General features: G+C 63.8%; 27 protein-coding genes and 1 pseudogene. 13 read left to right on the top strand and 15 right to left on the bottom strand.

The features are described 5' to 3' along the window. Window positions 1-47 precede the first annotated feature (47 nt). The 8 genes from ACFWIX_RS08810 (at window position 48) to ACFWIX_RS08775 (ending at window position 6048) form a co-directional block, all read left to right on the top strand. Complete coding sequence (locus ACFWIX_RS08810) at window positions 48-356, top strand: DUF2933 domain-containing protein (protein WP_377215745.1); 309 nt, start codon at window positions 48-50, stop codon at window positions 354-356. Continuing rightward, on the top strand, window positions 346-1020 hold the full coding sequence (locus tag ACFWIX_RS08805; RefSeq protein ID WP_377215744.1) for a methyltransferase family protein: 675 nt from the start codon (window positions 346-348) through the stop codon (window positions 1018-1020). Before ACFWIX_RS08810 ends, ACFWIX_RS08805 begins: the two co-directional genes overlap by 11 nt. 37 nt (window positions 1021-1057) lie before the next feature. Then, window positions 1058-2164: an ABC transporter permease gene (locus ACFWIX_RS08800; protein ID WP_377215743.1), complete on the top strand. Its 1107-nt coding sequence runs from the start codon at window positions 1058-1060 to the stop codon at window positions 2162-2164. After that, window positions 2161-2889 carry an ABC transporter ATP-binding protein gene (locus tag ACFWIX_RS08795; protein ID WP_377215742.1) on the top strand — a complete coding sequence of 243 codons (729 nt, stop codon included), beginning with the start codon at window positions 2161-2163 and terminating at the stop codon, window positions 2887-2889. Before ACFWIX_RS08800 ends, ACFWIX_RS08795 begins: the two co-directional genes overlap by 4 nt. Beyond that, window positions 2886-3563 carry a TIGR00730 family Rossman fold protein gene (locus ACFWIX_RS08790; RefSeq protein WP_377215741.1) on the top strand — a complete coding sequence of 226 codons (678 nt, stop codon included), beginning with the start codon at window positions 2886-2888 and terminating at the stop codon, window positions 3561-3563. Before ACFWIX_RS08795 ends, ACFWIX_RS08790 begins: the two co-directional genes overlap by 4 nt. A gap of 280 nt (window positions 3564-3843) precedes the next feature. Further along, the gene (locus tag ACFWIX_RS08785) at window positions 3844-4155 is read left to right on the top strand and encodes a 4a-hydroxytetrahydrobiopterin dehydratase (protein ID WP_377215740.1); all 312 of its coding nucleotides are present in this window, start codon (window positions 3844-3846) and stop codon (window positions 4153-4155) included. A 299-nt stretch (window positions 4156-4454) separates the two neighbouring features. Continuing rightward, the gene (locus ACFWIX_RS08780) at window positions 4455-4709 is read left to right on the top strand and encodes a hypothetical protein (protein WP_377215739.1); all 255 of its coding nucleotides are present in this window, start codon (window positions 4455-4457) and stop codon (window positions 4707-4709) included. A 7-nt stretch (window positions 4710-4716) separates the two neighbouring features. After that, window positions 4717-6048, top strand: coding sequence for an NAD(P)/FAD-dependent oxidoreductase (locus tag ACFWIX_RS08775; protein ID WP_377215738.1), 1332 nt, complete (start codon window positions 4717-4719; stop codon window positions 6046-6048). Window positions 6049-6242: 194 nt separating this feature from the next. Here ACFWIX_RS08775 and ACFWIX_RS08770 read toward each other — a convergent pair whose 3' ends face one another. Then, a complete protein-coding gene (locus ACFWIX_RS08770) occupies window positions 6243-7613 on the bottom strand; it encodes a glycosyltransferase (RefSeq protein ID WP_377215737.1) in 1371 nt (456 codons plus the stop codon). Between the two features lie 877 nt (window positions 7614-8490). Here ACFWIX_RS08770 and ACFWIX_RS08765 point away from each other — a divergent pair. Continuing rightward, complete coding sequence (locus tag ACFWIX_RS08765; RefSeq protein ID WP_377215736.1) at window positions 8491-8775, top strand: DUF427 domain-containing protein; 285 nt, start codon at window positions 8491-8493, stop codon at window positions 8773-8775. Window positions 8776-8787: 12 nt separating this feature from the next. Here the strand turns inward: ACFWIX_RS08765 and ACFWIX_RS08760 are convergent, their stop codons facing one another. Beyond that, entirely contained in the window at window positions 8788-9177 is a 390-nt protein-coding gene (locus ACFWIX_RS08760; protein WP_377215735.1) for a heavy metal-responsive transcriptional regulator, read from the bottom strand. A gap of 208 nt (window positions 9178-9385) precedes the next feature. Here ACFWIX_RS08760 and merA point away from each other — a divergent pair, with 208 nt between their 5' ends. The 3 genes and pseudogenes from merA to ACFWIX_RS08745 form a co-directional block, all read left to right on the top strand. Next, the gene (gene merA / locus ACFWIX_RS08755; protein ID WP_377215734.1) at window positions 9386-10831 is read left to right on the top strand and encodes a mercury(II) reductase; all 1446 of its coding nucleotides are present in this window, start codon (window positions 9386-9388) and stop codon (window positions 10829-10831) included. 70 nt (window positions 10832-10901) lie between these two features. Further along, window positions 10902-11168: a hypothetical protein gene (locus ACFWIX_RS08750; protein ID WP_377215733.1), complete on the top strand. Its 267-nt coding sequence runs from the start codon at window positions 10902-10904 to the stop codon at window positions 11166-11168. After that, a pseudogene (locus ACFWIX_RS08745) lies at window positions 11165-11302 on the top strand (pyridine nucleotide-disulfide oxidoreductase); the annotation flags it as partial. The gene ACFWIX_RS08750 and the pseudogene ACFWIX_RS08745, both read left to right, overlap by 4 nt. A 396-nt stretch (window positions 11303-11698) precedes the next feature. On the opposite strand, the gene ACFWIX_RS08740 reads toward ACFWIX_RS08745, so the two are convergent. From ACFWIX_RS08740 to ACFWIX_RS08695, 10 genes are all read right to left on the bottom strand, one after another. After that, window positions 11699-12487, bottom strand: coding sequence for a Crp/Fnr family transcriptional regulator (locus ACFWIX_RS08740; protein ID WP_377215732.1), 789 nt, complete (start codon window positions 12485-12487; stop codon window positions 11699-11701). Beyond that, window positions 12477-12920 (bottom strand): hypothetical protein, encoded by a 444-nt coding sequence (locus tag ACFWIX_RS08735; protein ID WP_377215731.1) that lies wholly within the window; start codon window positions 12918-12920, stop codon window positions 12477-12479. Before ACFWIX_RS08735 ends, ACFWIX_RS08740 begins: the two co-directional genes overlap by 11 nt. Before the next feature lie 175 nt (window positions 12921-13095). Next, on the bottom strand, window positions 13096-13242 hold the full coding sequence (locus tag ACFWIX_RS08730; RefSeq protein ID WP_377215730.1) for a hypothetical protein: 147 nt from the start codon (window positions 13240-13242) through the stop codon (window positions 13096-13098). A 36-nt stretch (window positions 13243-13278) separates the two neighbouring features. Further along, a complete protein-coding gene (locus tag ACFWIX_RS08725; RefSeq protein ID WP_377215729.1) occupies window positions 13279-13728 on the bottom strand; it encodes a hypothetical protein in 450 nt (149 codons plus the stop codon). 831 nt (window positions 13729-14559) lie between these two features. Then, complete coding sequence (locus tag ACFWIX_RS08720; RefSeq protein WP_377215905.1) at window positions 14560-16413, bottom strand: glycoside hydrolase family 15 protein; 1854 nt, start codon at window positions 16411-16413, stop codon at window positions 14560-14562. Between the two features lie 75 nt (window positions 16414-16488). Then, window positions 16489-17019: an isochorismatase family protein gene (locus ACFWIX_RS08715; RefSeq protein WP_377215728.1), complete on the bottom strand. Its 531-nt coding sequence runs from the start codon at window positions 17017-17019 to the stop codon at window positions 16489-16491. Between the two features lie 316 nt (window positions 17020-17335). After that, the gene (locus tag ACFWIX_RS08710; protein ID WP_377215727.1) at window positions 17336-18379 is read right to left on the bottom strand and encodes a zinc-binding dehydrogenase; all 1044 of its coding nucleotides are present in this window, start codon (window positions 18377-18379) and stop codon (window positions 17336-17338) included. A gap of 53 nt (window positions 18380-18432) precedes the next feature. Further along, window positions 18433-19731: a four-carbon acid sugar kinase family protein gene (locus ACFWIX_RS08705; RefSeq protein WP_377215726.1), complete on the bottom strand. Its 1299-nt coding sequence runs from the start codon at window positions 19729-19731 to the stop codon at window positions 18433-18435. 1 nt (window position 19732) lies between these two features. Beyond that, entirely contained in the window at window positions 19733-20998 is a 1266-nt protein-coding gene (locus tag ACFWIX_RS08700; protein ID WP_377215725.1) for a RuBisCO large subunit C-terminal-like domain-containing protein, read from the bottom strand. Between the two features lie 41 nt (window positions 20999-21039). Beyond that, entirely contained in the window at window positions 21040-22008 is a 969-nt protein-coding gene (locus ACFWIX_RS08695) for a 2-keto-3-deoxygluconate permease (RefSeq protein ID WP_377215724.1), read from the bottom strand. A 192-nt stretch (window positions 22009-22200) separates the two neighbouring features. On the opposite strand from ACFWIX_RS08695, the gene ACFWIX_RS08690 reads away from it, so the two are divergent. Further along, entirely contained in the window at window positions 22201-23061 is an 861-nt protein-coding gene (locus ACFWIX_RS08690; protein ID WP_377215723.1) for a GntR family transcriptional regulator, read from the top strand. A 134-nt stretch (window positions 23062-23195) separates the two neighbouring features. On the opposite strand, the gene ACFWIX_RS08685 is transcribed toward ACFWIX_RS08690, so the two are convergent. From ACFWIX_RS08685 to ACFWIX_RS08675, 3 genes are all read right to left on the bottom strand, one after another. Then, window positions 23196-23378 carry a Fic family protein gene (locus ACFWIX_RS08685; protein WP_377215722.1) on the bottom strand — a complete coding sequence of 61 codons (183 nt, stop codon included), beginning with the start codon at window positions 23376-23378 and terminating at the stop codon, window positions 23196-23198. Window positions 23379-23515: 137 nt separating this feature from the next. After that, entirely contained in the window at window positions 23516-24265 is a 750-nt protein-coding gene (locus ACFWIX_RS08680) for a DUF4386 family protein (protein WP_377215721.1), read from the bottom strand. A 175-nt stretch (window positions 24266-24440) separates the two neighbouring features. Beyond that, complete coding sequence (locus tag ACFWIX_RS08675) at window positions 24441-26027, bottom strand: DUF4389 domain-containing protein (protein WP_377215720.1); 1587 nt, start codon at window positions 26025-26027, stop codon at window positions 24441-24443. Window positions 26028-26098 lie beyond the last annotated feature (71 nt).

Here is a 26098-nt window from a genome sequence, read left to right as displayed (position 1 = left end):
TCCTTGGGCCCTATACCGGTCCGGCACCGCAGACGGACAATCAGGGCATGAGCAGCTTTCCCGGTTCACGCCGCCCTGAACCACCCGTGCCTGAACGCGGACCTTTCCAGACCTGGACTCAGACCTTGCTGACCGTCCTGATCGCGGCGGCGGCGCTCTACCTGATCTCAAACCACTGGCTCCACATCCTGGACTCGCTGCCTTATGTGGGTGTGGTGCTGGTGATGAGCCTGTGCATGTTCGGCCATGGCGGCCACAGTGGTGATGGTGGTTCCCATCAAGGAGATGCAGGGCAGGAGAGCGGGAAGAGCTCCGGTCACCCCTGGCCCGGAAGAGGTGCCGACCATGTCCAGTGATTACGGGTATGACCTATGGTGGCTGGTGATCCTGAATTCGGCGGTCTTTGTCATTTTCGCGTTCAGCTTCATCAGGCCCCGGACCAGGCTGGACTGGCGGGCCCTGGGCGGATTCTCGGCATTCATCGTGGCGCTGTTCACCGAAATGTATGGGTTCCCGCTGACGATCTACCTGCTCTCAGGCTGGCTGGGAACCCGCATACCGGGCGTTGACCTCCTGAACCACAACTCCGGTCATTTGTGGCAGGATCTCATCGGCTGGCAGGGCGACCCTCATCTGAGCCCGCTGCACCTGCTCAGCAATGTACTGATCGGGGCGGGGTTCATTCTGCTCTACAGGTCATGGCAGATCCTCTTTGCGGCCCAGCGGGGCCACCGCCTGGCGGCCACAGGCCCCTACGGCAGGGTCCGGCATCCGCAGTACCTGGGGTTCCTGATCATCATGGCCGGATTCCTGCTGCAGTGGCCCACGCTGGTGACCCTGCTGATGTTCCCTATCTTGGTGTTGGTGTATTTTCGCTTGGCCCGGAATGAAGAACGACACTTGGAGGCCGAGTTCGGCGCCGAATACGCCGCCTACCAGCACCGGGTCCCTGGGTTCGTCCCCCGCGTGCGACGGCAGCCCGCCGGCAGCGGAGGGCGGATACCGCAGGAAGGACTGTAATGCCCCGGCGGCCGGATGCAGCCCGGGAGGTAGCACCATGCTGTTCCTGGCGATAAAGAACCTGGTCCAGGAAAGAGCCCGGCTCCTGATCAGTGTCGGTGGGGTGGCGTTCAGCGTGCTGCTGATCATGAGCATCCAGGGCTTGTATCAGGGATGGAGCAACAAAATCGGCGAGTACATCCGCACCGTCCCGGCCGATTACTGGATCACCCAGACAGGCGCGACGGATATGTTCCACACGCCGTCCGTGCTACCCCTGGCCGTCAGGGATAAACTCACCGGCATCGAGGGCGTGGCCTCGGCGAAACCGTTCAGCGGCCGCCGCGTCGCGTTCGCGCACAACGGCAGGGATATCAACCTCTACATCATTGCCGACGACACGGAGAACAACGTCGGAGCCCCTGCGCGGGTGGTCGAGGGCAAGACCGTCCCGGACAAGGGCGAAATCATCATCGACCGGGTGGTCGGACGCAGCGAGAACATCCGGATCGGAGACACGATCCCCGTGGCCGGCAAAGAACTGAAAGTCGTCGGGTATTCCGAGGGCGGCTACATCCTCAGCTTCTCCTTCGCATTCACCACCAAAGACGACGCCGAAAGCATCCTCCAGCTGCCCGGAGCCACCAACTTCTTCCTCGTCACAGTCAAGGAGGACGCGGACGCGCCCGGAGTCGCGTCCCGGATCGAAGCCGATCCGGCGGTCGATGCCATCACCAAGGACAGGTTCGTGGAGAACAACACGAACATCGTCCGGGACACCTTCCTGCCCATCATTCTCGTCCTGCTGCTGATCGGAGTCGCAGTGGGCATGACCGTGATCGGCCTGACGATCTTCACCTCGACCATCGAAAAAGCACGCGAGTACGGGGTACTGAAAGCCATCGGGGTAAGCAACCGCCAGCTCTACACTGTTGTGGTGGAGCAGGCCGTCACCGCGGCAGTGCTGGGATACCTCGTCGGGGCTGTCCTGGCCATGGCCGTCAGCGCCGCTGCGGGCAACTACGTCCCCGAATTCATCACCGAAATCCGGCCGCTCGACGCCGGATGGATCTTCGGCGTCACCCTGGTCATGGCCATAGTGTCCTCACTGCTGCCCGTACGCCGGCTGGCACGCATCGACCCTGCGGAAGTGTTCCGCGCATGAGCGTCGTCGAAGTCCAGGACGTGTCCAAAACCTTCGGGACCGGCCACACAGCGGTGACCGCCGTGGACCACGTATCCCTCACCGTCGACGCCGGAGACATCGTGCTGGTGATGGGGCCCTCCGGGTCCGGAAAGACAACCCTGTTGTCCATGATTGGCACGCTCATGACCCCCACGACCGGGCGGATCCTCATCTCCGGGCAGGATATCTCCACGCTGGGACCGGCCCAGCTCTCCCGACTGCGGCTGCAGGAGTTCGGGTTCGTCTTCCAGACCTTCAACCTGCTCTCAGCCCTGACTGCGGAGGAAAACGTCATGATGCCGTTGCTCACCGCAGGGGTGCCCCGGAGAAGGGCCCAGGCCAAAGCCCGGGCGGCATTGGAACAGCTCCAGCTCGTTCACCGGCTCCGGAACCTGCCCAAAGACCTCTCCGGCGGGGAGAAGCAACGCGTGGCCATCGCCCGGTCGCTGGCGAACGACCCCCAACTGATCCTGGCGGACGAGCCCACGGCGAACCTGGACGCCAAGGCCGGCCAGGACGTGACCCGGCTCTTGTGTGAAACGGCCTGTCGGGAAAGCCGGGCCGTCATCATTGTCAGCCATGACCACCGGCTCCGGACGGCCGCCAAACGGGTCATCACCATCGAGGACGGGCGACTCACCGCCGAACAAGCAGGCGACCACAACCTGCACTGTCGGATGCACCCGGAAGGGGCACCGGCATGAAGATGACCGATAAAGAGCTGCTCGCCGCACTGGCTGACCCGGCCGAGGACCCGGTGCGCATGCAACGGATCAGCGCCGAAATCGATGCCGGTTTCCGCCTGCTCTCGGGCCGGTTCGGTAAAGCAGTCGCGGTTTTCGGATCGGCACGGCCCGGACCGGAAGACCCCCGCTACACGGCAGCCCGGGAGCTGGGCGCACGGTTCGCCCGGGCAGGGTTCGCGGTCATCACCGGAGGAGGCCCGGGCCTGATGGAAGCGGCCAATCGCGGGGCCACGGACACCGGCGGCCTCTCAGTTGGCCTTGGCATCGAACTGCCGCGCGAGCAGACGCTGAATCCCTACCTGGATGTGTCCATGACTTTCCGGTACTTCTTCGCGAGGAAACTCATGTTCGTCCGGTACGCCTCGGCCTTCGTCGTCCTTCCCGGCGGGTTCGGCACCCTGGATGAACTCTTTGAAGCCCTGACCCTCGTCCAGACCGGAAAAATCCACGAATTCCCCGTCGTCCTGATCGGTCCCGGACACTGGGGCGGCCTCATGGTCTGGATCAGGGAGCACCTCCAGGAGGAGGGGTTTATCGCCCCAGACGACATCCACCTGCTGAGGTGCACCGACGACATTGATGAAGCCGTCGAACTGATCCAGCACTGCCACCTCCGCCAACACACGCTCTGACCCGGGACCGTGATGAACGGGAAGGCGCTGCCGGGACGGCCAGCGGAGGTGGCTCCGGAGCCTGGCTGTCACTGCAATCTTGAACCGATCTAGTGGCGAGTCAGAGGTCGGTCCGTCTCAGCTGGTTGGGCCATGCCCCTCTGGCCGCGGACAGAATCCCTATGAGCATGCCGAATGTGGCACGGCCGAGTGGTTGGAAGAAAGACGTGCCGGCCATGATCCTTGGAGGCTGGTACATCAGGGGTACCCCATGGTGACGCTCCCGAGCCATGATGGCACTATGACTGATCCCCAACGGAAGCTGTCCACCGCCGAGATCGCCGCGGCCGGGCTCACAGGCTGGCGCCTGACGGACCAGGCCCTCGCCGCCACCTTCAGGACCCGGAAGTTCTCCACCGGGCTGGAGCTCGTGAACCGCATCGGCGCCTCCGCCGAGGAGGCCAACCACCACCCCGACCTCACGCTCACCTACCCCGAGGTCGGCGTCACGATCTCGAGCCACGATGTCGGCGGGATCACCAGCCGCGACATCGACCTGGCCCGCACCATCAGCGGCCACGCCGCGGACCTCGGGATCGCAGCTGTGGAGTGATACCTCGCCGTCGGGGAGGGGCATCCGCCAGGCACTGGCTCTACCTACAAGAACCGGGGGTGCATCGAATGTACAGACGGGTCCACCTCGCCTCGTCCATCGAACTGGCGTGAAGTCCAGCCCCGACGACGGCAAACCCCGCCGAACCTTCAGTGGGCAGATCGGCCGTCTTGCTTCCGCAAGTGACGCCGCAATGCACACCCGACGGTGGCAAGCTTTCGGGAAAAAGCTCCGGGCACATGTGTCGTGGTGACCCTGGCCGACGATGGACTAAAGCCCCTAGTCCAAAGGCGCTACCCGTGACAGCCTCAGTGCTGATGGAAAAGGGGGTAGTAGTGTCGGCGGTGGAGCATGCGGCGCCCGGAGGTCCCGGTCCGGCTATGACGAGGACGCTTCCCTATGCGTGGTTTCTGCTCGTCACCAGTGTCCAAACCGGTGTGACGGCCGGTTTTGCCTTCATCGTGTGGCTGTGGACGCAGGCCCTTTACGACATCGGGATCCTCTGCCCATTCTTCTTCCGCTTCCTGCCCATGTTGATCCCGTCCACGATGTAGGAGAGCCATGCCTTCCGTAAATGATCCTGTCAACCGTCCCCGGATACTCGTCGCCGGCGGTGGTTATGTCGGCCTCTATGTCGCGCTCAGGCTGCAGAAGAAAGTCGCCGCGGCAGGCGGCATAGTCACTGTCGTCGATCCAATGCCTTACATGACCTACCGGCCGTTTCTCCCCGAGGTGGCGGGGGGAAACCTTGAAGGCCGCCACGTCACCGTCCCCTTGCACCGGACCCTGCGCAAGGCCGAGTTCATCCAAGGCTCGGTCGTTGCCGTCGATCATTCGGGCAGGAGGGCGACAGTCCAGCTGCCGGGCAACGAGGGCACCATCGAGGTCCGGTACGTTGACATCGTCATGGCGGCCGGGGCGACCACGCGCATTTTCCCGATCCCGGGCCTGGCCGAGAAGAGCGTCGGCATCAGGACACTCGAGGAGGCCGTCGCCCTACGCAGCCAGGTCCTCGAGCGCATCGAGTTCGCCTCGACCGCGGTGGACCCGGCCATGCGCGAGACGGCGCTCACATTCGTGGTTGTCGGAGGCGGAATCGGCGGGATCGAAACGCTGACAGAGATCGAGGACCTCGCCCGTTCGGCGATCGTGACAAGCGCCAGCGTAAAGCAGGAGGAAGCCCGGTTCGTCCTCGTCGAGGCCATGGCCCGGATCATGCCCGAGGTCACCGCCGAGCAGGCCAAATGGGTGGTCGAACACCTGCGCAGCCGCGGGATCGAGGTCCTCCTGAACACGTCCCTCGCGAGCGTCGAGGGCAGCACGCTCAAGCTCATCAGCCTGCCGGGCAGGACCCCCGCCCAGGAATTGGAAGCGGACACCCTCATCTGGACTGCCGGAGCCCAGCCCAACCCCGTGGTCCGTTCAACCGACCTCCCCTTTGAGCCGCGGGGCCGTGTCCGTGTCCTCCCGGACCTTCGCGTCGCCGGTGACGAGGGCATCGTGGAGAATGCCTGGGCTGCCGGCGACATCGCCGCCGTGCCGGACCTGACCGGCAACGGTCTTCCGGACGGCACCTGCGTCCCGAACGCCCAACATGCACTGCGCCAGGCCAAGCTCTTGGCCAGGAACCTGTGGGCCTCGCGGCGGGGATACCCGCTCCAGGACTACAAGCATAAGAACCTCGGGGTCGTGGCCGGTTTCGGCCGGTGGAAGGGCGTAGCGAACATCAACCTCGTGGGTCACATCGGCCTGACAGGCCCGCTCGCGTGGCTCACCCACCGCGGTTACCACGGTCTCGCGATACCCACCATGGAGAGCAAAGCCCTCGTCGGACTGAACTTGGTCTCTATCCTGCTCGCAGGCAGAGCCACCAATGCTCGAAGGCCGCGATAACCTCCCGCTTCGGCTGTCCGACCACGGGCATTCCCCGCTGGATCGATCCCGGAGGGTTCCTGACCCTGCGTCTGCGCCGCCATGGTCCAAACATAGCCCGGACGGCTGCCTATGGTGCGGTCTTGGCATTCGCCCAGGAGTAGATCAACAGGTCTACTGGCACGGCGTTCTGTTCCTCCGGCGACTGCAGCAATTCAGTCCTTAGGGGTCGTGTCCGGCCGGTCCCGCAGGAACGATGCGAGGGGGTGGCGAGGGCTCTCGACACGAACGGGCAGCTCGTCGTCCCCCCGAAGAATGGCGCGGAGCAACCTCCGCTCCTCTCCCCTGAGCGACATGAGCGCGTCGCCGCGGCGCAGTACCAGGCCCCCGCCCGGGGTGGCATACCGCTTCTGCAGATTTCCCAGCTCCTCGGCTCGCAGCAGCGCGAGCGTGCTGGCCCCAGCCAAGTCGACCACGCGGACCAGCGAGGAGGGTCCTGTCAGATCACTCGCAACGACGCGCTGCTCGCTCTCGGCGAGGATTGTCTTCTGCGCGTCGCGTGTCAGGACCAGGGGACGGGACGGCCCCACCAGCAGTCGGCTCAGCACGTCCGCCGCGGCGTTCGGGCGGCCCGTTCTCTGCGCAGCCTCCTGCATCCGCTGCAGGCGACCCGGCTCCCGCAGCAGCTCGTCGATCTTCCAGCCGATCGTCGCGGGAATATTGCAGCGGACCGCCGCCCCCTGTTCCATCAGGTAATCGCCGTTGCGGACCTCCTGCCCCGGGATGGTATTCACAAGCACCATGGGCAGCCCTGCAGCCATGCACTCCGACGCCGACAGCCCGCCCGGCTTCCCCACAAACAGGTCGGCGCGGCGCAGGAGCTGCGGCATCTCCGCCGTGAAGCCGAGCACCCGATAGCGGTCGCCAGCGGGCGCCACCAGCTGCTCGATGCGCTGCCGAAGCGCATCGTTGCGTCCGCACAGGACCGTGGCCGTAAAGGACGAGCGCATGTGCAGCGTCTGCCGCACGATCGAGAGGGCATAGTCGCCGCCGGTCGCGCCCGCCGAGATCAGCAGCATCGGGGGCTTGTTTGCATCGCGCGCAGGCGCTGGGTTGGGCGGGGTGGCGATAGGGATGCCCGTGACCGCGACGCGGTCGGGGGGCAAACCCAGCGCCATCAGTTGCACCCTCCCTTCCTCCCGGGCGAGGAAGAGCGTATGGAACGCACCCGTAAGCCACAGGCCCTGGAAGTCGTAGTCCGTTGTGACGACGGCGGTCCTCGCGTCAATCACGCCACGAAGGAGCAGCGACGCCAGCAGTTGGGCTGGCAGGAAGTGTGTGCATATGATCGCTGTCGGCCGGAATCGCTTGATCGCATCGATCACTGGAAGAGCGTTCACCCGCGTCCAGGGGTCAACTGGGCCCCGGTGCCGGAACGGACGGTCGTTGATGTTGTAGCCCCACTCGACCAGCCAGGGCAAGTCCTCGACCAGGACGAAGTAACCCTTGCCCAGCAGTGTGCGGTAGAGCAAGCTGCTCACCTGCAGCACGTCCAGCACCTGCACCTCATCGACGTCGGTGCGCACGGCACAGGCTTGCTGCAATGCCGCCGCGGCGCTGTTGTGCCCCGCTCCTACCCCTGCTGACAGGATAAGTACGCGTTCCCTTCCGGCGGCGTCGGGGCCTCGTGCCGACCTTCTGCGCATGAAGGGAGTCTAGCGGGCCGCGTCATCATCCCTGGACCCCAACTTGTACTCGATCAGCATGGCCAACGTGCAACACACGCCCCATAAGCTTCCGCGCCCATGACAATCGTCGCCGGCCTGGCCAATGCCGAAGCCAACAACCCGACATCACAAATATGGACGCCATACCGGTCAAATACCTGAAGAGCGTCCTCAATGTCCAGGTTCGCGGTCGCGCGTCGACGCTTCAACAGATCAGCATCAAGCCTTCTGGGAGACGCAGATTCACGGCTGAAGCAATTGTTTCGGGATGGTCTTCCGGTGTGAGGTGCTTGCCTTTTGGGATCCTGATGAGGTCGCAGCCCAGTTCAGCGGCAAACCTTTCCCCGTATTTGATCTTCTGGAATCGGTCGGCTTCGCCCCATACCACTTGAGCGGGAAGAGCCAAAGTGTGGAGCCGTTCGGAGACTTCCTCCGTGTCCCGCCAGAGAGCCGACCCATTCCAAAAGATATCCAGCCTGGGCTGAAAGGCTGAGATCGATGTTGGCGCCTTGAGGGATACTCGTCCCGTAGCCAGCATTTACCAGGCCAGGCAGCGGCCTTGGATCAGAGGCATGACGTGGCGCCAGAGACGTGGTGACGTCGGGATGCCGTGAACGAGGATTCAACAGCCTGCTGCGGGTGTTGTGTGTGTTTGAGATCGAAGAATCCCAGCCAGGTGCGACCTATCGTTAGCGATATTGGAACAGCCAGCAGAGAACGGGTGAGAGGTAAGAGAATGGTAAAGGCAGTCTGGAACGGGAAAATCATTGCCGAGTCGGAGGAGACCGTGGTGGTTGAGGGCAACCACTATTTTCCGCGCGAGGCGGTGAATCCGCTGTATCTGAAGGATAGTGACATGTATTCCGTCTGCCCTTGGAAGGGGGAGGCCGGCTATCACACACTGGAGGTTGAGGGGAAGATCAACGTGGACGCCGCCTGGTATTACAGGGATCCCAAAAAGCGGGCAGTGATGATCAAGGACCGTGTTGCCTTCTGGCGGGGCGTGCGGATCGAGGAATGACGTGCGGCGTGTTCAGAGGTAGCTGCAGACCCTCGATGGTTCGCAGGCAACCGGGTCTCCCGCGGCCACGGCCTGGTAGGAGGCGGCCACACTTGCCCGCAGCGCCGTCAGCTCTGCAATTTTCACGTCGAGCTCGGCGAGTTGGTCAGCGAGAATGTCCCTGACGTGGACACACGGAGCGCTGCCGGGCTCCCGGGCGGAAAGGATGCTGCGGATTTGGCTTATGGACAGGCCCGCGGCCCTGCCCCGGGCAATGAAGTCAAGCCGGTCCAAGCTGTCTTTACCGTATAGCCGGTATCCGTTGGCTTCCCTTTGTGCAGGCGGAAGCAGCTCCTGTTCTTCATAGAAGCGAAGTGTCTTGGGCGTCATCCCCACAGCTTCGGCGGCTTCACCAGTACGCAATTGTGGTCCTCGTTTCCACCGGTATGGGAGCGGTATCTCTACGTTCCAGTATAGGTAGGGGTTGCCGCCGCCCTCTGCAACCTGCCCTGCCCGGCACCCCCGTCTTCTTGACCTTCCCCGCGGGGGAAGGTGCAGGGTGGGATCAGGATGGCGCCAGCGCCCAGAGAACGCCGCATGGTGCCCGTTCAGTTTCGCAACCGGAGGTTTCATGTCTGCTGTACAACGCTTTGACTTCGACCTGGTAATTATCGGTTCCGGCGGAGGTGCGTTCGCCGCGGCAATCCGCGCCGCAAACCTGGGCAAGAGCGTCCTGATGGTGGAGCGGTCAACGATCGGCGGCACCTGCGTGAACACAGGGTGTGTGCCCTCCAAAGCCCTGCTCTCCGCAGCGGAGGCCCGCCACGTGTCCCTGGACGCCGGGAGCCGGTTTCCGGGAATCGCTGCAGGCGCCGGCCCCGTGGACATGCCCGCGTTGGTTGGTGGCAAGCGCGCCTTGGTGGAGAAGATGCGCTCGGACAAGTATGCGGACCTTATTGAAGACTATGGCTGGGAGCTTCGGAAGGGAACCGCGGCTTTTGCAGGCACGCCGGAGGAACCCGCTATCGAGATCACCTCAGCCGACGGCAGGCAGGAGTCGGTGACCGCCAAGCACTATATTGTGGCCACTGGCTCGGCGCCCTGGGCACCGCCGATCCCGGGGCTTCAAGACACTGACTATCTGACCTCCACCTCGGCTATGGAATTGGAAGAGGTCCCCGAATCCCTGCTAGTGGTTGGCGGGGGCTTTGTCGCCCTCGAGCAAGCCCAGCTGTTCGCACGGCTGGGGTCCAAGGTGACGATGCTGGTCCGGTCACGGCTCGCGTCGGCTGAAGAGCCGGAAGTCTCGTTGGCCCTAATGAGCGTCTTCACCGATGAGGGCATCCGTGTCATCCGGCGGGCCACGTTGGTTTCTGTTAGCCAGGATGCTGCGGCAGGAAGCGTGGCGGCGGTGGCAGACGTCTCGGGAAGCCGGGAGGAGTTCCGGGCGGCCCGCCTCTTGATGGCCACAGGTCGGCACCCCGTTACCGAAGCCTTGAACCTCGATAGGGTCGGCGTGAAGACCGGGAACAGGGGCGAAATCCTGGTGGAAAAAAGCCTGGTCAGCAGCAACCCGAGAATCTGGGCCGCCGGTGACGTCACAGGTCACCGGGAGTTTGTCTACGTCGCGTCGGCACACGGCGCCCTGGCAGTGGACAACGCGTTTAACGACGCCGGCCGGGAGGTTGACTACCACCACCTGCCCCGGGTGGCGTTCACCAGCCCGGCAATGGCCGCTGTAGGTCTGACCGACCACCAGGCGAACGGCGCCGGCGTCACCTGTGAATGCCGGGTTCTGCCACTGGAGTACGTTCCGCGCGCTTTGGTGAATCGGGACACCCGTGGGTTTATCAAGCTCGTAGCCGAAAACGGGACCGGGAAAATCCTGGGACTGACCGCCGTCGGCAAGGAGGCGGGCGACCTGGCCGCCGCCGGCGTCTACATCCTGGAAGCAGGCATGACCATTGAACAGGTAGCTAACCTGTGGAGCCCCTACCTCACGATGGCCGAGGGCATCAAAATTGCGGCACAGTCCTACACCACCGACATCTCCAGGCTCTCCTGCTGTGCAACGTGACCAACCCTGACCAGGCGGGGTCACCGGAGCCGGACTGAATTGGGCTGCGGCCAGCGATTACCGAGATTTCATGATCCGGAATCTCGATGACAAAGCGCAGGTCGACGACTATCAGGGCCAGGACGCCACGGTCATCAAGGCCGAAGCCCGCATCACCGGGCCGGGAACGCAGGGAGACGTTCACTGCAACAACTTTGCCGCGGCGGGCTGTGGTCGTCGGAGGCAGCGCAACGGGCACCGAGACAGCCACCTTCCTGAACCGTTTCGGGTGGATGTCACCCTGGTCCACAGGGGACCCCGCCTGATGGAACGCAACTCGACGATGGCACATCGGTGAGTACCGACGTCGTAATTTTCGCAACGGGACGCAAACCGCGTAGCAGCAACCTGGAGTTCGAGTCCGCGAAGGTACAGCTTGGACCCAAGGGGGCCGTGCTGATCGACGAACGGTGCCGGGCGGGCACGAACGTGTGGGCGATCGGGGACGTCACCGGTGTCATGCCCTTTACGCATGTGGCTAAGTACCAGGGCCGCATCGTTGCGGACGCCATCCTGGGCCACTCACGGCCGGCCAACTATGACGGCATCCCGAGGGTGGTGTTCCGGGATCCGGACCGCCGCCGCCGGCATCGCCCAAGGCGCAGACGAGCGAGCAGGGGCTGTCAACAGCCTTCGCCGAACTGGACCTGGCCGAATCGATCACCCGCCCCTCAACCTACGAGCAGGACCCCCGCGGGTACCTCGGACTGCTCACCGACACGGACAGGGGCACCCTCATCGGGGCTTGGGCGGTGTCCCACTGGCCGGAGAGTGGATCCGCCAGGCCTCCCTCGCAATCAGCACGGGGCGCCGGGCCTCCATCCACCATCACTGGCCGGCGCTGACCGCTGCCGACCGGAGGGCAGCCGCATCCTGGATGGTGATGCGTCCGCGGCCCTGACGTATGACTCCCTTGGCGGCGAAGTCGGCCAGGGCTTTGCTGGTGGCTTCGCGGGTCGCGCCGAGAAGACCGGCGATTTGTTCATGGGTGAGGCGGATGGCCTTGCCTTGGCCGAAGCGGCCGCTGGGCGCGGCAGCATCGAGACTGATTAATAGCGAGGCGGTGCGGGCCAGCAGGGGCCGCAGAGCCAGGTCCGTGAGGCGTTCTTCCAGGCGGACCACGCGTTCCCCAAGCAGCCGGGAAATGCGAAGGGCGATGCGGGAATCGGAGATCAGATACCGCTCCACATCCTCAACGCCAAGCTGGCAGATAGCCGCGTCCTCGATTGCCTCGGCGTAATTGTCATACATCCGCTGGCCCACAAGCATCATCTCCCCGAAGACGGCGCCCGGTTCCAGGATCGCCATGGTGAGGGCCTTGCCGTCTTCGGTGACGCGGAAAATCCGGATCCGGCCCGATTTGAGGATAAACAGGGCCGTGACGGGCTGGGACTGGCTAAAGACGAGTTCCCCCCGGCGGAACATCCGCGCCGGGGCCATCATGTCCATGGCGTGCATCTCTTCTGCGCTCAGGTCCGCAAAGAGATCCACCTCGTTGAGGCAGGTGAATGGATCATCTGGACCCGAGGTGAGGGGGTACGGCTCCCGTTGGCCGGGTGACCAGGGCCGGGGGCCGCCCACTGCGGCCTCTAGCCCTTCTTCCCATTTATCGCTCATGCGCGGGCTTCAGGACACGGACGGCAACAACTGCCAGGATGATGCCGTAGACCAGGTGGCCCATCAGGGACCATCCAGCGGTCGCGTCGATCATGAACACCGGCATGCCGAGCATTGTGGGCATGATCAGCAGGGGGCCGAGCACCCACCAGAGTGCTCCGTAGGCCAGTCCGATCAGCGCGCCGCGCCCGTAGGACTTCAGGAGCCCGGCGAATGGCACGGTCAGGCCCAGACCGATCAGGACAGAGATCACGAGGTGGATCCCGAAGCCCACCAGGGCGGAGTCCGAGCCGACCATCGAGGCGATCATGGGCAGCATGCCCATCATGGCCATGAGGACACCGAAGACCAGGCCGCCGGCGATGCCGCCGATGGTGCCAGCGCTGATGCGGCGGCCCAGGTGATGAGTGAAGGCGTGTGGCTGGTGTGCCACGGGAGATGTAGCGGACATCGTCGTGCTGCCTTTCGTTGAAACGGAACTGCTTACCTTCGAAAGATAGGCCTGCGGGAACTGCCGCTCTGTAATAGCGGACACACAACGCCGGAAGTTTCCGACGGCCCGCGGTGACGGCCCAACCCCGGCGGCGGGGATGCCGTTCGCGGATGTTTCAGTCCGTGCGTTCCATGACGTGACCGCAGCAGCAGGTGGGATTCTTGTCTCCGCCCTGCCCAGGGGCCGCGCCCTTGGTGACCGTAATTTCGCATCCGCAGTCCTCGTTCGGGCAACGATAGATCTCACCCTCCTGCAGAGCCATGACCAGCTCCTTCCTTAGTCTTGATTGCCGGTAGGTTCACGCTAAAACCTTCCAGTCTGGGGAAGTCAAGGGTGCAGTGCGGCGCTCGTTGTCCGGGCAGACTGCCGCCAAAGCTGCGGTCTGAAGCTGGACGCGGACGCTGTCTCCGATGGACAGGGTTGGGGAAGGAGTCGCTTCGGCGTGCAGTTCCACGCCGGCCGCCGAGACAGAGACCAAGTGCCGGGGTCCGCGGGAGCGGATGCCGGTCACCACAGCTGGAGTGCCTGGGCTGTGGTTGTGGAGGAGGACGATGCGTTCCTGGCGGATGACCAGCGTGGCAGGCCCGTCCGGCCAATGCTGGTCAGCGGGCAGCGCCTGGGCGCCCAGAACCGAGTAGTGCATCCAGTCCTTGACGGTTCCGGGGATTTCGCAGGCCGGAATCGGTGTGGAGTAGCCCCACCGACGCCGCCCCCACATTGCGGACACCGACATCGACAGTGTTCTCATCACCGTCACGAGCTTGCCGCACCAGCGGCCCTGCATGATGACCAACGCGGCCGTGAAACCGATGAGAGAGGCAAGGTCGGTAGAAATCCCGGCAATGGCCAGGGAGAGAACCAGGCCCCTGAGTAGGTCACCGGCGTGTGCGGTGCAGACCGTGGTGATCAGCTCAGGATTGCTTTGTCCGGGCGCGGGTCCTGACAGGCAGCGTGCATGTCATGGGGTCAATTACCGGCAAGGATTGTCTTTCCACCACACCCCATCCAGTGCCGGAACCCATTCGGCGGCAAGCTCCGGATTGGCATCCATGGACAGCACCTCATAGCCCGGGACCACGGGGGACGCGGGAAGCTGTTCGGACAGGGCTCGTTCCTCGGGACTGAGTGCACCCGGGTGCAGGACGGGGTACTGTCCCCGGATGTTGAGGGGATGATCAGGAAGCTGGCGTTTCCCACGGTTCCTTCCTCCAGGCTGAAAACCTTGGTACCGGCGGGGTAGGTCCCGTCCGCCACCAGCTTGGTCAGCGCGGCCGGGCCGTAAGTCATGGTGATATCGACCTGCCGGCCTACAGGGCGTCGAGTTCGGTCAAGGACTTCGGACAGGTTGATCCGTTCCGCCAGAGTCTTCAAGTTCGTTCACCAAGGCATGGATGAGCGTGGTGAAGGATTCTTCGTCGAAGACCAGCGGGACATTGGCGTAACCCCCGGAGACGCTGTAGAGCACTTGCCGGATGAAAACCGAACCGGTGAAGTCGGGTGGTGCGGGATAGGTGAGGCGCCCGGGCTTCGTTTTAGCCGAGTCCAGCAGCCCGGCCCGGGTGGCCGGTGGCTCCAGGAACTAGACCATTTCCTGGCCGCGGGTCTTGCGCTCGGAGCTGCGGACCTTTTCCTCGGCCTGGCTGATCGCCCAGGCCGCGTTAACCAGCCCTATATGGCTGAAAGCTTGGGGGAAATTCCCCAGCAGCTCGCCGCTGCCGGGGGCTACCTCCTCGGAAAGCAGGCCGAGCTCGGTCGCAAAACCTGCTGCGCTGTCGAAGACTTCCCGCGCCCGTTGAACGTAGCCCGCCAAGGCAAGGGCATGGGCGAGCCAGAACGTACACAGCAGGAAGGCCCCTTCCGTCCCTGGCAGACCGTCTTCGCCGCCGTATCGGTACACCAGGCCCCGTTCATCGCTCAGGCGACGCTCGATGGCGTCAATGGTAGCCAGCATTCGCGGATCATCCCCCGGAAGGAAGTCGACGATGGAGAGCATCAGCGCTGAAGCATCCAGCTCATCAGACCCGAACGCTTGCGTGTAAGCGTTCGCCTTTTCACTCCAGCCCTCCTTTTGTATTGCAGCGGCAATCTGGTCGCGCACATCCCTCCAAAGGGGAACCCTGTCCGTGGCGTCCAGGAGATCGGCGAGGCTGATGGCCCTGTCCACCGCAACCCAGCACATGAGCTTTGAATACAGGTAATGACGCGGGTCTCCGCGGACCTCCCAAATCCCCTGGTCCGGGGACTGCCACCGGGCAGCCGCCGCATCGGCGGCGTCTGCCAGGAACCTGCGGGTTTCCGGGTCCATTTCGGCCAAGTACTCCGGCAAGGTCGCTGCAGCGTCCAAGAGTTCCCCATACACATCAAGCTGGCTTTGCCGCCACGCCGCATTTCCTACCCGGACAGGAAGGCTCGAACGCCAACCCGCCAGGTGGGGCAGTTCACGTTTTGACAAGTCGCGTTCACCCCCAACCCCATACATGATCTGCAGCTCTTGCCCCTGGCCCAGCTGGCCCAAACCCGCCGTTGCCAGGAAGCGGAAAAACTTTCCGGCCTCATCCGGGCAGGCGGAAACCCAGAGCGCCTGCAAAGTCATGCTTGCATCACGCACCCACGTATAGCGGTAGTCCCAGTTACGCTGCCCACCGATAACCTCCGGCAAAGATGTGGTGGGAGCGGCGACGATCGCCCCGGTCGGAAAGAACGTCAACGCCTGCAGGACCCGGCCGCTCAGCTCGACTATGTCCCGCCACGGGCCGGCATAGCTCTGATGCATTTTGGACCAGCTGGTCCAGCCTTCCCAAGTATCAGCCAGTCGCCTGAAGATTTCCTCCTGGCTCCAAAAGGAAGGTTCGGCCTCCCAGCTGTTGGCATGTTCCAAGGCGAATCCCAGGACATCCCCAGCGTGTATCACGATGCGGGCGCGGGCGACATCGTCCTCCACGGCGAACGGGACGGAAGACGAAAGGGACAAGACAGTGGCGCCTCCTCTCACCAGGAGGCCCTCTGATCCGTCGCGGACGGCCGGGCGTATCAGCCCATACTCCGGCCTCGGAACAAAGACCACATCAAGCTCGACAATTCCCTCGTTACAGGTGACCTGCCGGAAAAGGGCCCCAGAGGCGCCTGCGCCAAGGTCATGTCCCCTGTTCCCATCACCGAGAGCCAATGCATCCGTTAAGGTGACCTCGCCTCCTTCCGTACGAAACGACGTCTCAAGAACCATCGTGGAACCGAGATAACGACGGGTAGAGCTGTAGGCAGCCACGGGTGCAATGGACCAGAACCCTGCCTGCTCCCCCAGAAGACGCCCAAAGACGGAAGGGCTGTCAAAACGCGGCAGGCACAGCCAGTCAACAGAGCCGGCTACACTCACCAAGGCAGCTGTCCGGCAATCAGAGAGCAGACCGTAGTCTGCGATGGTTCTACTGGTCATCACCACACCCTGACTGAACCGGTGAATGTCTACAAGACGAGCCCATCCGGGACCGTGACGCCCGGCCAGCTCCAATCAGGCTGCGAACTCCTGAAGAGTCTCTTTCGTGGACAGGACAGCCCCTGCGATGTAGTTGAAATTCACCAGAGCGGCCGCATACCCGTCGCCCAGATCGGGGTGCTGTGCGGCGGCGGTAGCGTCGGCAACTACGGCGACCTCGAACCCCTGCTCCAGCACTTCCCGCAGGTGGCTCTCAACACAAAGGTTGGCAGACATGCCCGCAAGAACAACCTTGCTGATCCCCCTCTTACGCAACTGAAGAACCAGATCGTTCTGCTCGGGACCATAAACCTTGTGCGGACTGCACACCACTGTTCTGCCATCTTCAAGATAGGGCTTGAACTGGTCCAGCCAATCCGCCCCCGAGTGCTTGAAGCCAGCCAGGTCCAACGGCCCCGGGCGGTCAAACATACCGATCTCATGCATCTTCTTCTCGAGCGTGCCACCGAACTCCCACTCGAGCTCCCAGGTCACACCGTCGGGACTAAGAAGATCATTTTGCGGATCAGTCAAAACAAGAGCCGTAGTAGAACTATCAAACTGCATTGAAAGCCTCCTCATCGATGACTGAAGGCGTAGACATGCCTTCCGGTTCAACGTAGGACCACCGAAAATGCCGGTCTGTAGTCTCCCGCACAAAAGGATGACTCAATCAGGTGTCCGACGCCGGGAAAGATCCAGGGTGCGGAACTGCCCCCGGTTTTGACTCCTCCGTTTCGGGCGGAGTGCCTGGAGAAGACTAGGCGGGGTGTGCATGTGATGTGCATACCCCGCCTTGTTTACCGTGGTTCTATCAATGTCCTCGCGTTGGTGAGGCGCGGGCCGGTCAATGGCGCTGCATATTGTGGACGAGGGACGTTTCTTAGCCGAGGCCCGGGACGAGCAGGACTTTGCAGGCGTCTGCGGTGAGCAGGTCTACTGCTTCGTCGATCTGGCTTAGTTTCATGCGGTGGGTGATGAGCCAGTCGAGTTCGAGCTTCCCGGAGTCCAGCAGCAGCAGGCTTTGTTCCCAGGTCTCCCAGAGCCGGCGACCGAAGATTCCGCGAAGGGTGATGCCTTTCTTGTTGATGTAGGCGGCGATGTCGACCTCGGCCGGGCGGCTGGGATGTCCGACGGTGATGACGGTGGCTTCACGGCGCACGGCTTCGAACAGGGTTGCCAAGGTGCCGGGGGCTCCGGAGCATTCGAAGGCGACGTCGAAGCCGCCGCGTCGGCCGGTGAGTTCGCGGCACGGCTCAACGATGCCGTCGTTGGGGTGCAGAGCGGTCGCGCCGAGCTTTTCGGCCTGGGCGCGCCGGTAGGGGTTGGGGTCGACGGCGATGACGTGGGAGGCACCCATGAGCAGTGCCAGGTTCACCACGACGAGGCCGACCGGTCCTGCGCCACTGACGAGCACGGCCCGTCCTGCAACGGAGTAGTCGGCCCGCTGGATAGCGTGGACGGCTACGCCGGCCGCTTCGAGCAGGGCGCCGGATTCGAGTGACAGGCCGGTGGGGAGCTTGACGCAGATGTCCTGGGGTACCGCTGCGTATTCAGCGAAGACACCGTCGATGTGCATGCCGAGGATGCCGGTCCGTTCGCAGGTGTGGGCATCTCCCGTGCGGCAGGGAAAGCACTGGCCGCAGGTCAGGTGGCTCTCAAGAGCGACCTGGTCGCCCACCTTGAGCCCCCTAACGCCCGCGCCGACTTCGACGACGGTGCCTGCGCCTTCGTGGCCGAGGATGACCGGGAGGTTGAGGTTGAAGGCCTGGGCGGAGGGGGTCCATTCGTAGAGTTCCCGGTCGGTGCCGCAGAGGGACGCGGCCCCCACCTGGATGACGACCGATCCTTCTGTGGCCTTGGGGTCGCCCGCGTCGGTGACGTACTTAACGCCTCGCTCGGCCGCGTTTTTTACTACTGCCCGCATTGGGGGCCGCCTTTCGTTCGTTCTGGTATGCGTGGAGCAATTGCTTGTGGGTGTTACCCGGCGGTTTGGCCGGCGAAGCGGCGCAGGATGTCGGTGGGGCCCACCTGGCCGCCCTTGAGGACGAGCCGGCAGCCGGCGACGGCGGAGGCACCGTCGGGTTGCAGGATTGGTCCTGCAGTGACGAACTGGTCGGAGACCCGGAGTTCGCGGACACCCATGGCGATGAGCGCGTGGCTGGAGGTATCCCCGCCACAGACGGCGATGTCGCGGGTGAGCCCTGCGCCGGCCATCCGTGCGGCGACGCCGCCGATCAGCGCGCCGACGTAGCCGGCGTCCAGGGGTGCGCCGGTTCCGTAGCGTCGGTCCGCAGCGCCGCGGGTGGTATGGACGACGACGTTGCGGCCCTTCCGGAGGGCTGCTGAAACGCGCTCGTCGAGGGCCGCCACGGCCGCGGGGTCGTGGCGTTGCAGCAGGCCTGCAGGGACGGGGACGTCTTCCCAGCCGTGGGTGAGGGCGTCGTTGATCTGCTCTGCTGTGGTGCTGGACGCTGAGGCGCTGACGGCCAGCACGGGTCCCGAAGGCCGCTGCGGTCCGGGGGTCCGCGGGGCGTGGTCCGAGACCATCCGCGCCAGGGCTGCCATGATGCCGCCGGATCCCACCACGATCGAGGGTCCGTGCCCGTGTTCTTCCCGTGTGAGTGCTTCTGCCACGGCGTCCATCTGGTGTTCGTCCACTGCGTCGACGACGAAGGCCTGCGCGCCGGGGTCCCGCCGCCGGTCGGCCCAGGCGTCCTTGAAGGTGCCGTCGTCGTAGGCGGGCAGGTGGATCGCTCCCGGTACCTGGCCGTCGTCGAGCTGTTCGGCCAGGACCTGGCGCAGGTCGGCTTCAGCCATCGGGGTTGAAGGGTGCCGGGACATGACGGGGTGGCGGTCGAGCCGGTAGGTCTTTCCGGCGTGGGTGGCGTAGTGGTTGCTGAAGGCGGTGTACCGCCCGAACCCCGGCTGGGCCGGCACCACGGGGATCGGGCCGTGGAGGGGGAACTGCTCGTGGAGAAGCTGGATGCCGCGGCCGATGCTGCCGACGGTGGTGGAGCTGTCGAAAGTGGAGCAGACCTTGTAGAGCAGTACCTCGAGGTTCAGTGGTGCGATGCCTGCCAGGTCCCTGCGGACCAGGGTGTCGAAGGCTTCCCCGGCCAGGGATCTGGAGGGCCCGGCGATTCCGACGACGTCAGCATCGGCGGGCAGTGGCGCGTCGCCGATAACGAGGACAGCTTCGAGGCCGTAGCGGTGGGACTGGGCCAGGACGTCGGCGGCTCCGGTGAGGTCGTCGGCGACGAAACCGAAAGCGGGCATGTCAGGCACCTTTCGCGAAGGCTTGGACTGCGTGCAGGAGCGCATCGTCCCCGGTTGAGGCGAGTTTGTCGGCGGCGGACTGCAGCGGCACACCGTCCACTGCAGCTTCCCATGCCTGGCGTAGGCTGCGCACCCCGGCCCCGGGACCGTCAGGGTGCGCGGCGACACCGCCGCCGGCGAGCATCATCAGGTCCGTGGAACCCACGGCCTCGAACGTGGGTCCGGGGGTGGTGACGTTCTGCCCGGAGGACAGCACGGGCAGCGGCGCGATGGTCTCACCCAACGGTTCGAGCAGGCGCCGGATGTTCGCGGCGACCTCTTCGTCGAGTTCGTAGAACTTGCTGCCCAGTCCGCTGGCGTGCAGGTGGTCGGCGCCGGCGAGGCGGGCCATCTGCTGCCAGACCCGGTAGTCCATGCCCAGGGCCTTGGACCGCATCGAAGCGGCGAGCCCGGCGCGGTGGCCGTGGATCGGGACTTCGGCGAAGCTGCGCAGCATGGCCAGCGCGGGCAGGCCCATGACCGGGATGTTCAGCATCACGCAGCGGCCGCCGGCTTCGACGACGAGGTCGTGGCGTTTGCGCAGGCCCGCGAGGTCGCCGGTGATGTTGAAGGCGTACATGGTGGCGTGGCCGGTGACCTGCTCGGCGGCGCGGATCTCTTCGGTGGCGACGGCGACCCGGCGTTCCAGGGGCAGGTACGCTGGGTCGGTCATCAGTTCGTCGTCTTTGATCAGGTCAATGGAGGCCATCGCCAGGTCGCGGACCACGAGCCGGAATTCCTCTTCGGAGAGTCCGACGTTGGGTTTGACGATGGTGCCGACCATGACGCCCTGGACGTCGCTGATGAGTTTGCGGGTCCCTTCGATGCCGAATGCCGGGCCGGGGTGGGCGGCGACGAAGTCTTCGGGCAGGGCCATGTCCTGCAGGCGGCAGGCGTAGAGATCGCCCAGTTCGAAGAGGTTGCCGGCGATGGCGGTTTGCAGGGTGGCCAGGTCCGTGCCGACGTTCTCCATGGGGAAATCGACGGTGACAAGGGCAGCCCGGACTTTTTCCGGGGTTGACCGGGATGGCAGGGAGGGCCGGCAAAAGCCGAGCTCCTGCACGTTGGAGATGCGTGCGGCGTGCCGCTCACGGATCCGGGCTGACTCACCGGGGACTGGCAGGAACGTGCCACTGGACTGCTCGCCGGCCATGATGGCTGCGGCCTTCTCGGGGTCGATTTCGGACTCAAGGTAGTAGGTGCAGCGCACCGAGCGCGGGTCGCGCATGGTTTCTCCGTCCAGGAAGAAGGGGGTGTGCAAGGAAAGGTTCAGACTGCGGCGGGGACCGGGTCGGCCGGCTGCAGGCCTCCGGCCCGTTTCAGGGCCCAGGACGCGACGATCGGGGCGAGCAGCGCTGTCACGAGGACGGCGGTGGCGGCTTGGGCTGAGGCGGAGGCGACGAAGGGTTCGAACCTCGGGTCCGCGACGGCGACTACTGCGGGGACGGCGACGGCGTTGCCGGCCGTGGTGCCGGCCGCGAACCCGATGCCGCTCTTAGAGCCGCGCCGAAGGATGAACCGGTACCCGAGATAGGTCAGGCCTCCGGTAAACACGACGACGATCAGGCCGAGGAAGATCCCGGCGAAACCGCCGGTAAGTACGGTCTTGAGGTTGATGCCGGTGCCAACTGCGAAGGACATGAACGGGATCACGATGTTCGGCACGTGGTCCAGGGCCTTCGTCCACTCCCGGTCCACGGCGCCGATGATCAGGCCGAAGATGAACGGGATCAGTGCCGCGGCAAAGGCGAGTACCGGGATGTCGCCCAGCCCGGATGCGCCGAGGAAGATCAGGGCCAGGAACGGTCCGTCATCAAAGGCGCTGGCGACGTAGGCGCCCTCGTCCCGCTCGTCGCCGTACTGGCCGGCGAACGCCAGCCACAGGGCGCCGTTGCTGTTGCCGAAGATTGCCAGCATCGCCAGGATCGATACGCCTGCGATGCCGTCGATGCCGACCATCAGGCCAAGGATCACGGCAATCGTGGCCGGGATCAGGGTCTTGCAGACCAGCACCACGGTGGTGGTGGAGGCGGCGGCCTTGCCGCTGTGGCTTCCGGTGATTTGTGCGCCGGTGGCGAGGATCAGCACGGCGATCAGCGTCAGGGCGCCCTCCTTGAACAGCGCGGTGGTGAAGCCGCCTATTTTCAGGGCTTCGGGCGCGAAGGTGTTCATTAGCACGCCCAGCACGAGCGGGATCAGCATCATGCCTGCGGGGACCCTTTGGAGGACGGCAAACATTGGGAAGCGTGAGCGCCCGGTCCTTAAGTGCATCTGTGTCATTTACTCGACCTTTCTACGTCATTGTATGTTCCAGTCGTCGGATCAAGTCCGTACAATTAGTACGTACATTACCTGTGCTTTGGATCACCCGTCAAGCGGGAGAATTCAAGCCTGCGGGCTAAGATGTGCTCGAACGGCAAAGGAGTCAGTGTGAGTGTGCAATCAGCCGGGGCAGAGCCCCGGGAGCGGGCCAACGGTCTGAACCGGGAGGAAGGGCCGCCCCTTCATGCGCAGATCCGGGACATCCTGCACCGGCAGATAGTGGAACGGCCCCTGCTGCCGGGGTCGCCCCTTCCCACTGAAGAGGAACTCCAGAAACAGTTCGGCGTCTCCCGCAGCGTTGTACGCCAGGCGTTGTCCGGACTGTCCGACCTTGGACTGATCCGCCGCCAGCGCGGCCGCGGCAGTGTCGTGGCCGCCGCCCCGGTCCTGCGCCGGCATCTGCAGCGGGCCGGCGGGCTGGATGAACAAGCCGCCGCGCACGGCCAGCGCTTGCGGACCCACGTCCTTTCTGTCGAACACGCCGCACCGCCGGAGCCGGCGGTAAACGCCCTGAACACCACGAACACATGGAAAATCGAACGCATCCGCTACTTGGAGGACGTCCCGGTGGCATTCATGAGGACCTGGGTTCCCCGCGACCTCTTTCCGCACTTCACCAAGGAACTGCTGGAGAACGCCTCACTGCTTGGCCTCATGCGCGAGCATGGCTACCATCCGGCGGGCGGGCCTAGGCAGGTCCAGGCGGTGGCCGCAGATGCCGACCTGGCTCACAAACTCAGCTCGAGCGTCCGCGAACCCCTACTCCTGCTTCAAGGCGTAACCCGTGACGCTCTCGGCAACGGTCTGGAATGGTTCAACGTCTGGCACAGCCCCAACACCGTCTTTGACGTCGACGCACAAGTGACATCGCAACCGACGCCTATCTCCCAGGAACACGTCCGGCGCCTTCGATCCCTGGCACAACAACTCGAATCAGAACTGGCAGCCCTGGAGCACAGCACTCGTTGAACAAGTGCGGGCGCGAAGCAACCGGAGACCGGGAAAAGGAGGTAGAAGCGCTGCGCCGGGCGCTCGACCTTGCTAATAGAGCGCCAGCAATCCCCGATATGCCCGCTGCGACACCGACGACGAGATCGAAGCCTTCATCCGTGGTGAAACCATGCCGCTAACCGGTTGATCCACAGCAACAGCACCACGAGCGTCCACGCCGTCCGTTTGTTCCCATCAATGAGTGCCTGGAACCGCGCGACGGACTCCAACAAGGCTGCCGCCTTCACCGCGAACTCCGGATAAGTCTCCGTATCCATGACAGCCGTAGCTGTCATGGCCAATGCCGAGGCCAACAAACCGACCTCACGGATGAATTTCTGTGTCCCTGAGACCTTGAACGTCGGCTGGAGAACTTCGTTGAAGGGCGAAGCTCAGAAAATCAACCACGGAAGGATCTGTTCCATTGCCTCTCCTAGCTGATCTTCTCCGGGACGGTGCCGGAAAGCACAGGAGCCTCAGGATGCAGACGTATGAGGCTGATGCCGATGCTGATAAACCAGGCCCAGAGCAGTACACCGTATCCCCAGTAAAACGTTGGTGCCACGAACCGCAGTGCCTCACTGAGCACACCAAGGGCTCCTGTCAGCAGGCCCAGCCAGGCGACCGACCGAGGCAATACGCCCTTGAGCATGACCAGTGAGATGAGAAAAATGCCCACGGGCGACAAGAGCCCCGCAATCGCCGGGGTGTTGTTTTCGGCAATGAGCGCTTCCGCCGCCGCTGCGAAGACACCGCGCTCACCCTCAGAACCTGCCACCGAGTATCGGTCGCTGAGGTAGACAAGGCTGAGCGACCCCCGGCTTGAAACGGGCACAGCCAGCAACAATGCCCACGGCAACCCGCCTACAACCGCGGCAAGGAGAGCCCAACTCCTGCTCAGCGGGGCCAACGCAATGTAGAGCGCGACGAACACAACCACCGGCAGGATACTGGGCAGTATCCAGAGGATCTGTTCGGCAATATAGAGAGTCTTGTTCTCTGCAATGAATTCCAGCGTTTCACGGCCCCCGTGAACCGGGGGCGGTGCGATGAAATCAATGATCAAGGCTGAGATTAACAGCACAACAAAAAGAATCCCGGCAACGCCGCCAGCCACATAGATACCACGCACGGACTGGCCAGCGTCTCCCCGCGTCCTCCGTGAAGGTTTTCGCTCATTCATGGTGCAACGCTACCCACCCAGTCCATGGAAATGTGAGGGCCGAAGGACCTCTTGTCCGAGATAACAGGAGGAGCAAGCTTGATCGCTTCGTCGAGTCCTTGCGCGTTCCCCATGCGTCAAATAGCGTTGCGGAATCGCCCAGGTCAAGGTGTAAACAAAACCGGGGAAAGCCCCGTCACGCTGGAGGCGGGCCGGGGTCTACTCCGTCTGCGCTGCGCCGCTCGTGTTCCGTTGGGCCCTGATCCAGGCGGAAGGGTGGGTACTCGTCACGCATCAGAGCGGTGTATGTGAGAGTCCGGTAGATCCAGCGGTTGAGGCCGAGAATGAGGTCAAACAAGGAGCGAACGTAATGGCCGGTGAACAGGAGGGTCACGGCGGCGATGAGCACCAGCAATCCTAATAGGGAAAGTCCCGTTCCGGTTTCATACCTTATTCCCTGGTTTTCCGGGTTGGTCCAACGGATGGTGCTTGAACCCGTGAACCCCGCCACGATGAGCAAGTGCGGAATTGACAGAAGCCACCATTTTACCAATACCAGCCCTCTGGAAAGCTGCTCGGGGTACTCTGCGTCGAAGTCGGCCGGATAGTCCGTCTTGGCCAGGGTAAAGGGCGGATACCGGTCCGTTCCCAGTGCTGCGTAGGCGTAAAACGCCACCCGCCAGTTCCAGCGCAGGACCCCGACGTTAAAGTGAAAAAGGGAGCTCGGGTAGCGGCCGGTGAACAAGATCGCGAACCCGGCGGTGATCGTGACAATGACGAACGCGAACCAAAGGAAGAACAGCACGATGAAATGCGGAATCGCCAGGAACCATTTGACCAACCACTTCCAGCGTGAAAGAGCAGGATCCAGTTCACCCCGCAACGTTGAAGGGTAGCCGTCCGTTTGCCGACGGTGCAGGCTGTAGCCAGACCGGGCAGGTGGTGGCCCGCCGTCGGCCCTGGCATCCAGCATCGACTCACTCCCGGCCGGGTCCGGCTCTGGGAGTGCTGGACCGAGGACCGCAGGCACCGCCACGCCAGGCCCTTGCGAAGGCAGTCCTTGTCCTGCAGATTGAGGTGGCAGCATCCTGGAAGGAGGCCCAATCGAGCGGGTAGCCTGATGCCGTCCCAGCCCTATTGCCCCGAAAATTAGCAGCGGAACCCCGATGACCAGGAGCAACGTTCCGCCGATCAGCAACCCGACAGCGACCGGACCCAGCAGTTCTGACCTGAATCCGGCCTGCAGATCCACCGCAAGTCCCGGGGTGGCGTCGCCGTTCATCAGCACCACTGACCAATTCCCGGGCTGAATGTTCCAGTCGATCTCCTGTGGACCGGCCCCTGATGCTGAAGCTACCCAAAAGCCTTGTTCCACGGGCAGTCCCGGTTGGGCAGATCCTTCCACTTCCTCATACTCGGCACGGAATGGCCCATAGTTCACTTTCAGAAGTTCGGAGTAGTCTGAGCCGGCCAGGTACCGCTCCACATCACCTCGGGGGGCTATACCTATGAATATTTCCTTCGCTTCTCTGACCGGTTCGGCGCGGATCCTGATGTTGCCGACATCGAAGGGCAAGGGTTCTGGCACGTCGTCGTTCCGCAGGCCTTCGGCCTTGCCGAATGTGATTGCGCGCGAATCGACAGCAAATCTTTCGACGGGTGAGTTGATGTATCCATCGCCGTTTTGTGCGGCGTACGCTCCAATTCCGCCAATGACCAAGCTGGCACCGATCAGTGAAAACAGAACGCCCACGATAAGCATGACAATGAAACGGGCCTTCACCGTAATCCTCCCGGCAGCACCGCAATGGTGAAGACGACGGCAGTAAGAACCTTCGTAGAGTACGTCATGTC

Origin of the sequence: Pseudarthrobacter sp. NPDC058362, from assembly GCF_042723515.1 — a bacterium.
Classification (GTDB): domain Bacteria; phylum Actinomycetota; class Actinomycetes; order Actinomycetales; family Micrococcaceae; genus Arthrobacter.
The sequence above is the reverse complement of the archived record's forward strand: the minus strand, read 5'-3'. Positions and strand labels throughout refer to the sequence as shown.

Excerpts from the sequence above, each read along its gene's own strand:
- ACFWIX_RS08730 (WP_377215730.1), bottom strand. The coding sequence starts at position 13,242 with ATGGCTCTGCAGGAGGGTGAGATCTATCGTTGCCCGAACGAGGACTGC.
- ACFWIX_RS08685 (WP_377215722.1), bottom strand. The coding sequence starts at position 23,378 with ATGACAGCTACGGCTGTCATGGATACGGAGACTTATCCGGAGTTCGCG.
- ACFWIX_RS08740 (WP_377215732.1), bottom strand. The coding sequence starts at position 12,487 with ATGAGCGATAAATGGGAAGAAGGGCTAGAGGCCGCAGTGGGCGGCCCC.
- ACFWIX_RS08795 (WP_377215742.1), top strand. The coding sequence starts at position 2,161 with ATGAGCGTCGTCGAAGTCCAGGACGTGTCCAAAACCTTCGGGACCGGC.
- ACFWIX_RS08805 (WP_377215744.1), top strand. The coding sequence starts at position 346 with ATGTCCAGTGATTACGGGTATGACCTATGGTGGCTGGTGATCCTGAAT.
- ACFWIX_RS08695 (WP_377215724.1), bottom strand. The coding sequence starts at position 22,008 with ATGTTTGCCGTCCTCCAAAGGGTCCCCGCAGGCATGATGCTGATCCCG.
- ACFWIX_RS08720 (WP_377215905.1), bottom strand. The coding sequence starts at position 16,413 with ATGACCAGTAGAACCATCGCAGACTACGGTCTGCTCTCTGATTGCCGG.
- ACFWIX_RS08715 (WP_377215728.1), bottom strand. The coding sequence starts at position 17,019 with ATGCAGTTTGATAGTTCTACTACGGCTCTTGTTTTGACTGATCCGCAA.
- ACFWIX_RS08810 (WP_377215745.1), top strand. The coding sequence starts at position 48 with ATGAGCAGCTTTCCCGGTTCACGCCGCCCTGAACCACCCGTGCCTGAA.
- ACFWIX_RS08800 (WP_377215743.1), top strand. The coding sequence starts at position 1,058 with ATGCTGTTCCTGGCGATAAAGAACCTGGTCCAGGAAAGAGCCCGGCTC.
- ACFWIX_RS08785 (WP_377215740.1), top strand. The coding sequence starts at position 3,844 with ATGACTGATCCCCAACGGAAGCTGTCCACCGCCGAGATCGCCGCGGCC.
- ACFWIX_RS08700 (WP_377215725.1), bottom strand. The coding sequence starts at position 20,998 with ATGCGCGACCCGCGCTCGGTGCGCTGCACCTACTACCTTGAGTCCGAA.
- ACFWIX_RS08790 (WP_377215741.1), top strand. The coding sequence starts at position 2,886 with ATGAAGATGACCGATAAAGAGCTGCTCGCCGCACTGGCTGACCCGGCC.
- ACFWIX_RS08775 (WP_377215738.1), top strand. The coding sequence starts at position 4,717 with ATGCCTTCCGTAAATGATCCTGTCAACCGTCCCCGGATACTCGTCGCC.
- ACFWIX_RS08705 (WP_377215726.1), bottom strand. The coding sequence starts at position 19,731 with ATGCCCGCTTTCGGTTTCGTCGCCGACGACCTCACCGGAGCCGCCGAC.
- ACFWIX_RS08710 (WP_377215727.1), bottom strand. The coding sequence starts at position 18,379 with ATGCGGGCAGTAGTAAAAAACGCGGCCGAGCGAGGCGTTAAGTACGTC.
- merA (WP_377215734.1), top strand. The coding sequence starts at position 9,386 with ATGTCTGCTGTACAACGCTTTGACTTCGACCTGGTAATTATCGGTTCC.
- ACFWIX_RS08680 (WP_377215721.1), bottom strand. The coding sequence starts at position 24,265 with ATGAATGAGCGAAAACCTTCACGGAGGACGCGGGGAGACGCTGGCCAG.
- ACFWIX_RS08765 (WP_377215736.1), top strand. The coding sequence starts at position 8,491 with ATGGTAAAGGCAGTCTGGAACGGGAAAATCATTGCCGAGTCGGAGGAG.
- ACFWIX_RS08750 (WP_377215733.1), top strand. The coding sequence starts at position 10,902 with ATGATCCGGAATCTCGATGACAAAGCGCAGGTCGACGACTATCAGGGC.
- ACFWIX_RS08725 (WP_377215729.1), bottom strand. The coding sequence starts at position 13,728 with ATGAGAACACTGTCGATGTCGGTGTCCGCAATGTGGGGGCGGCGTCGG.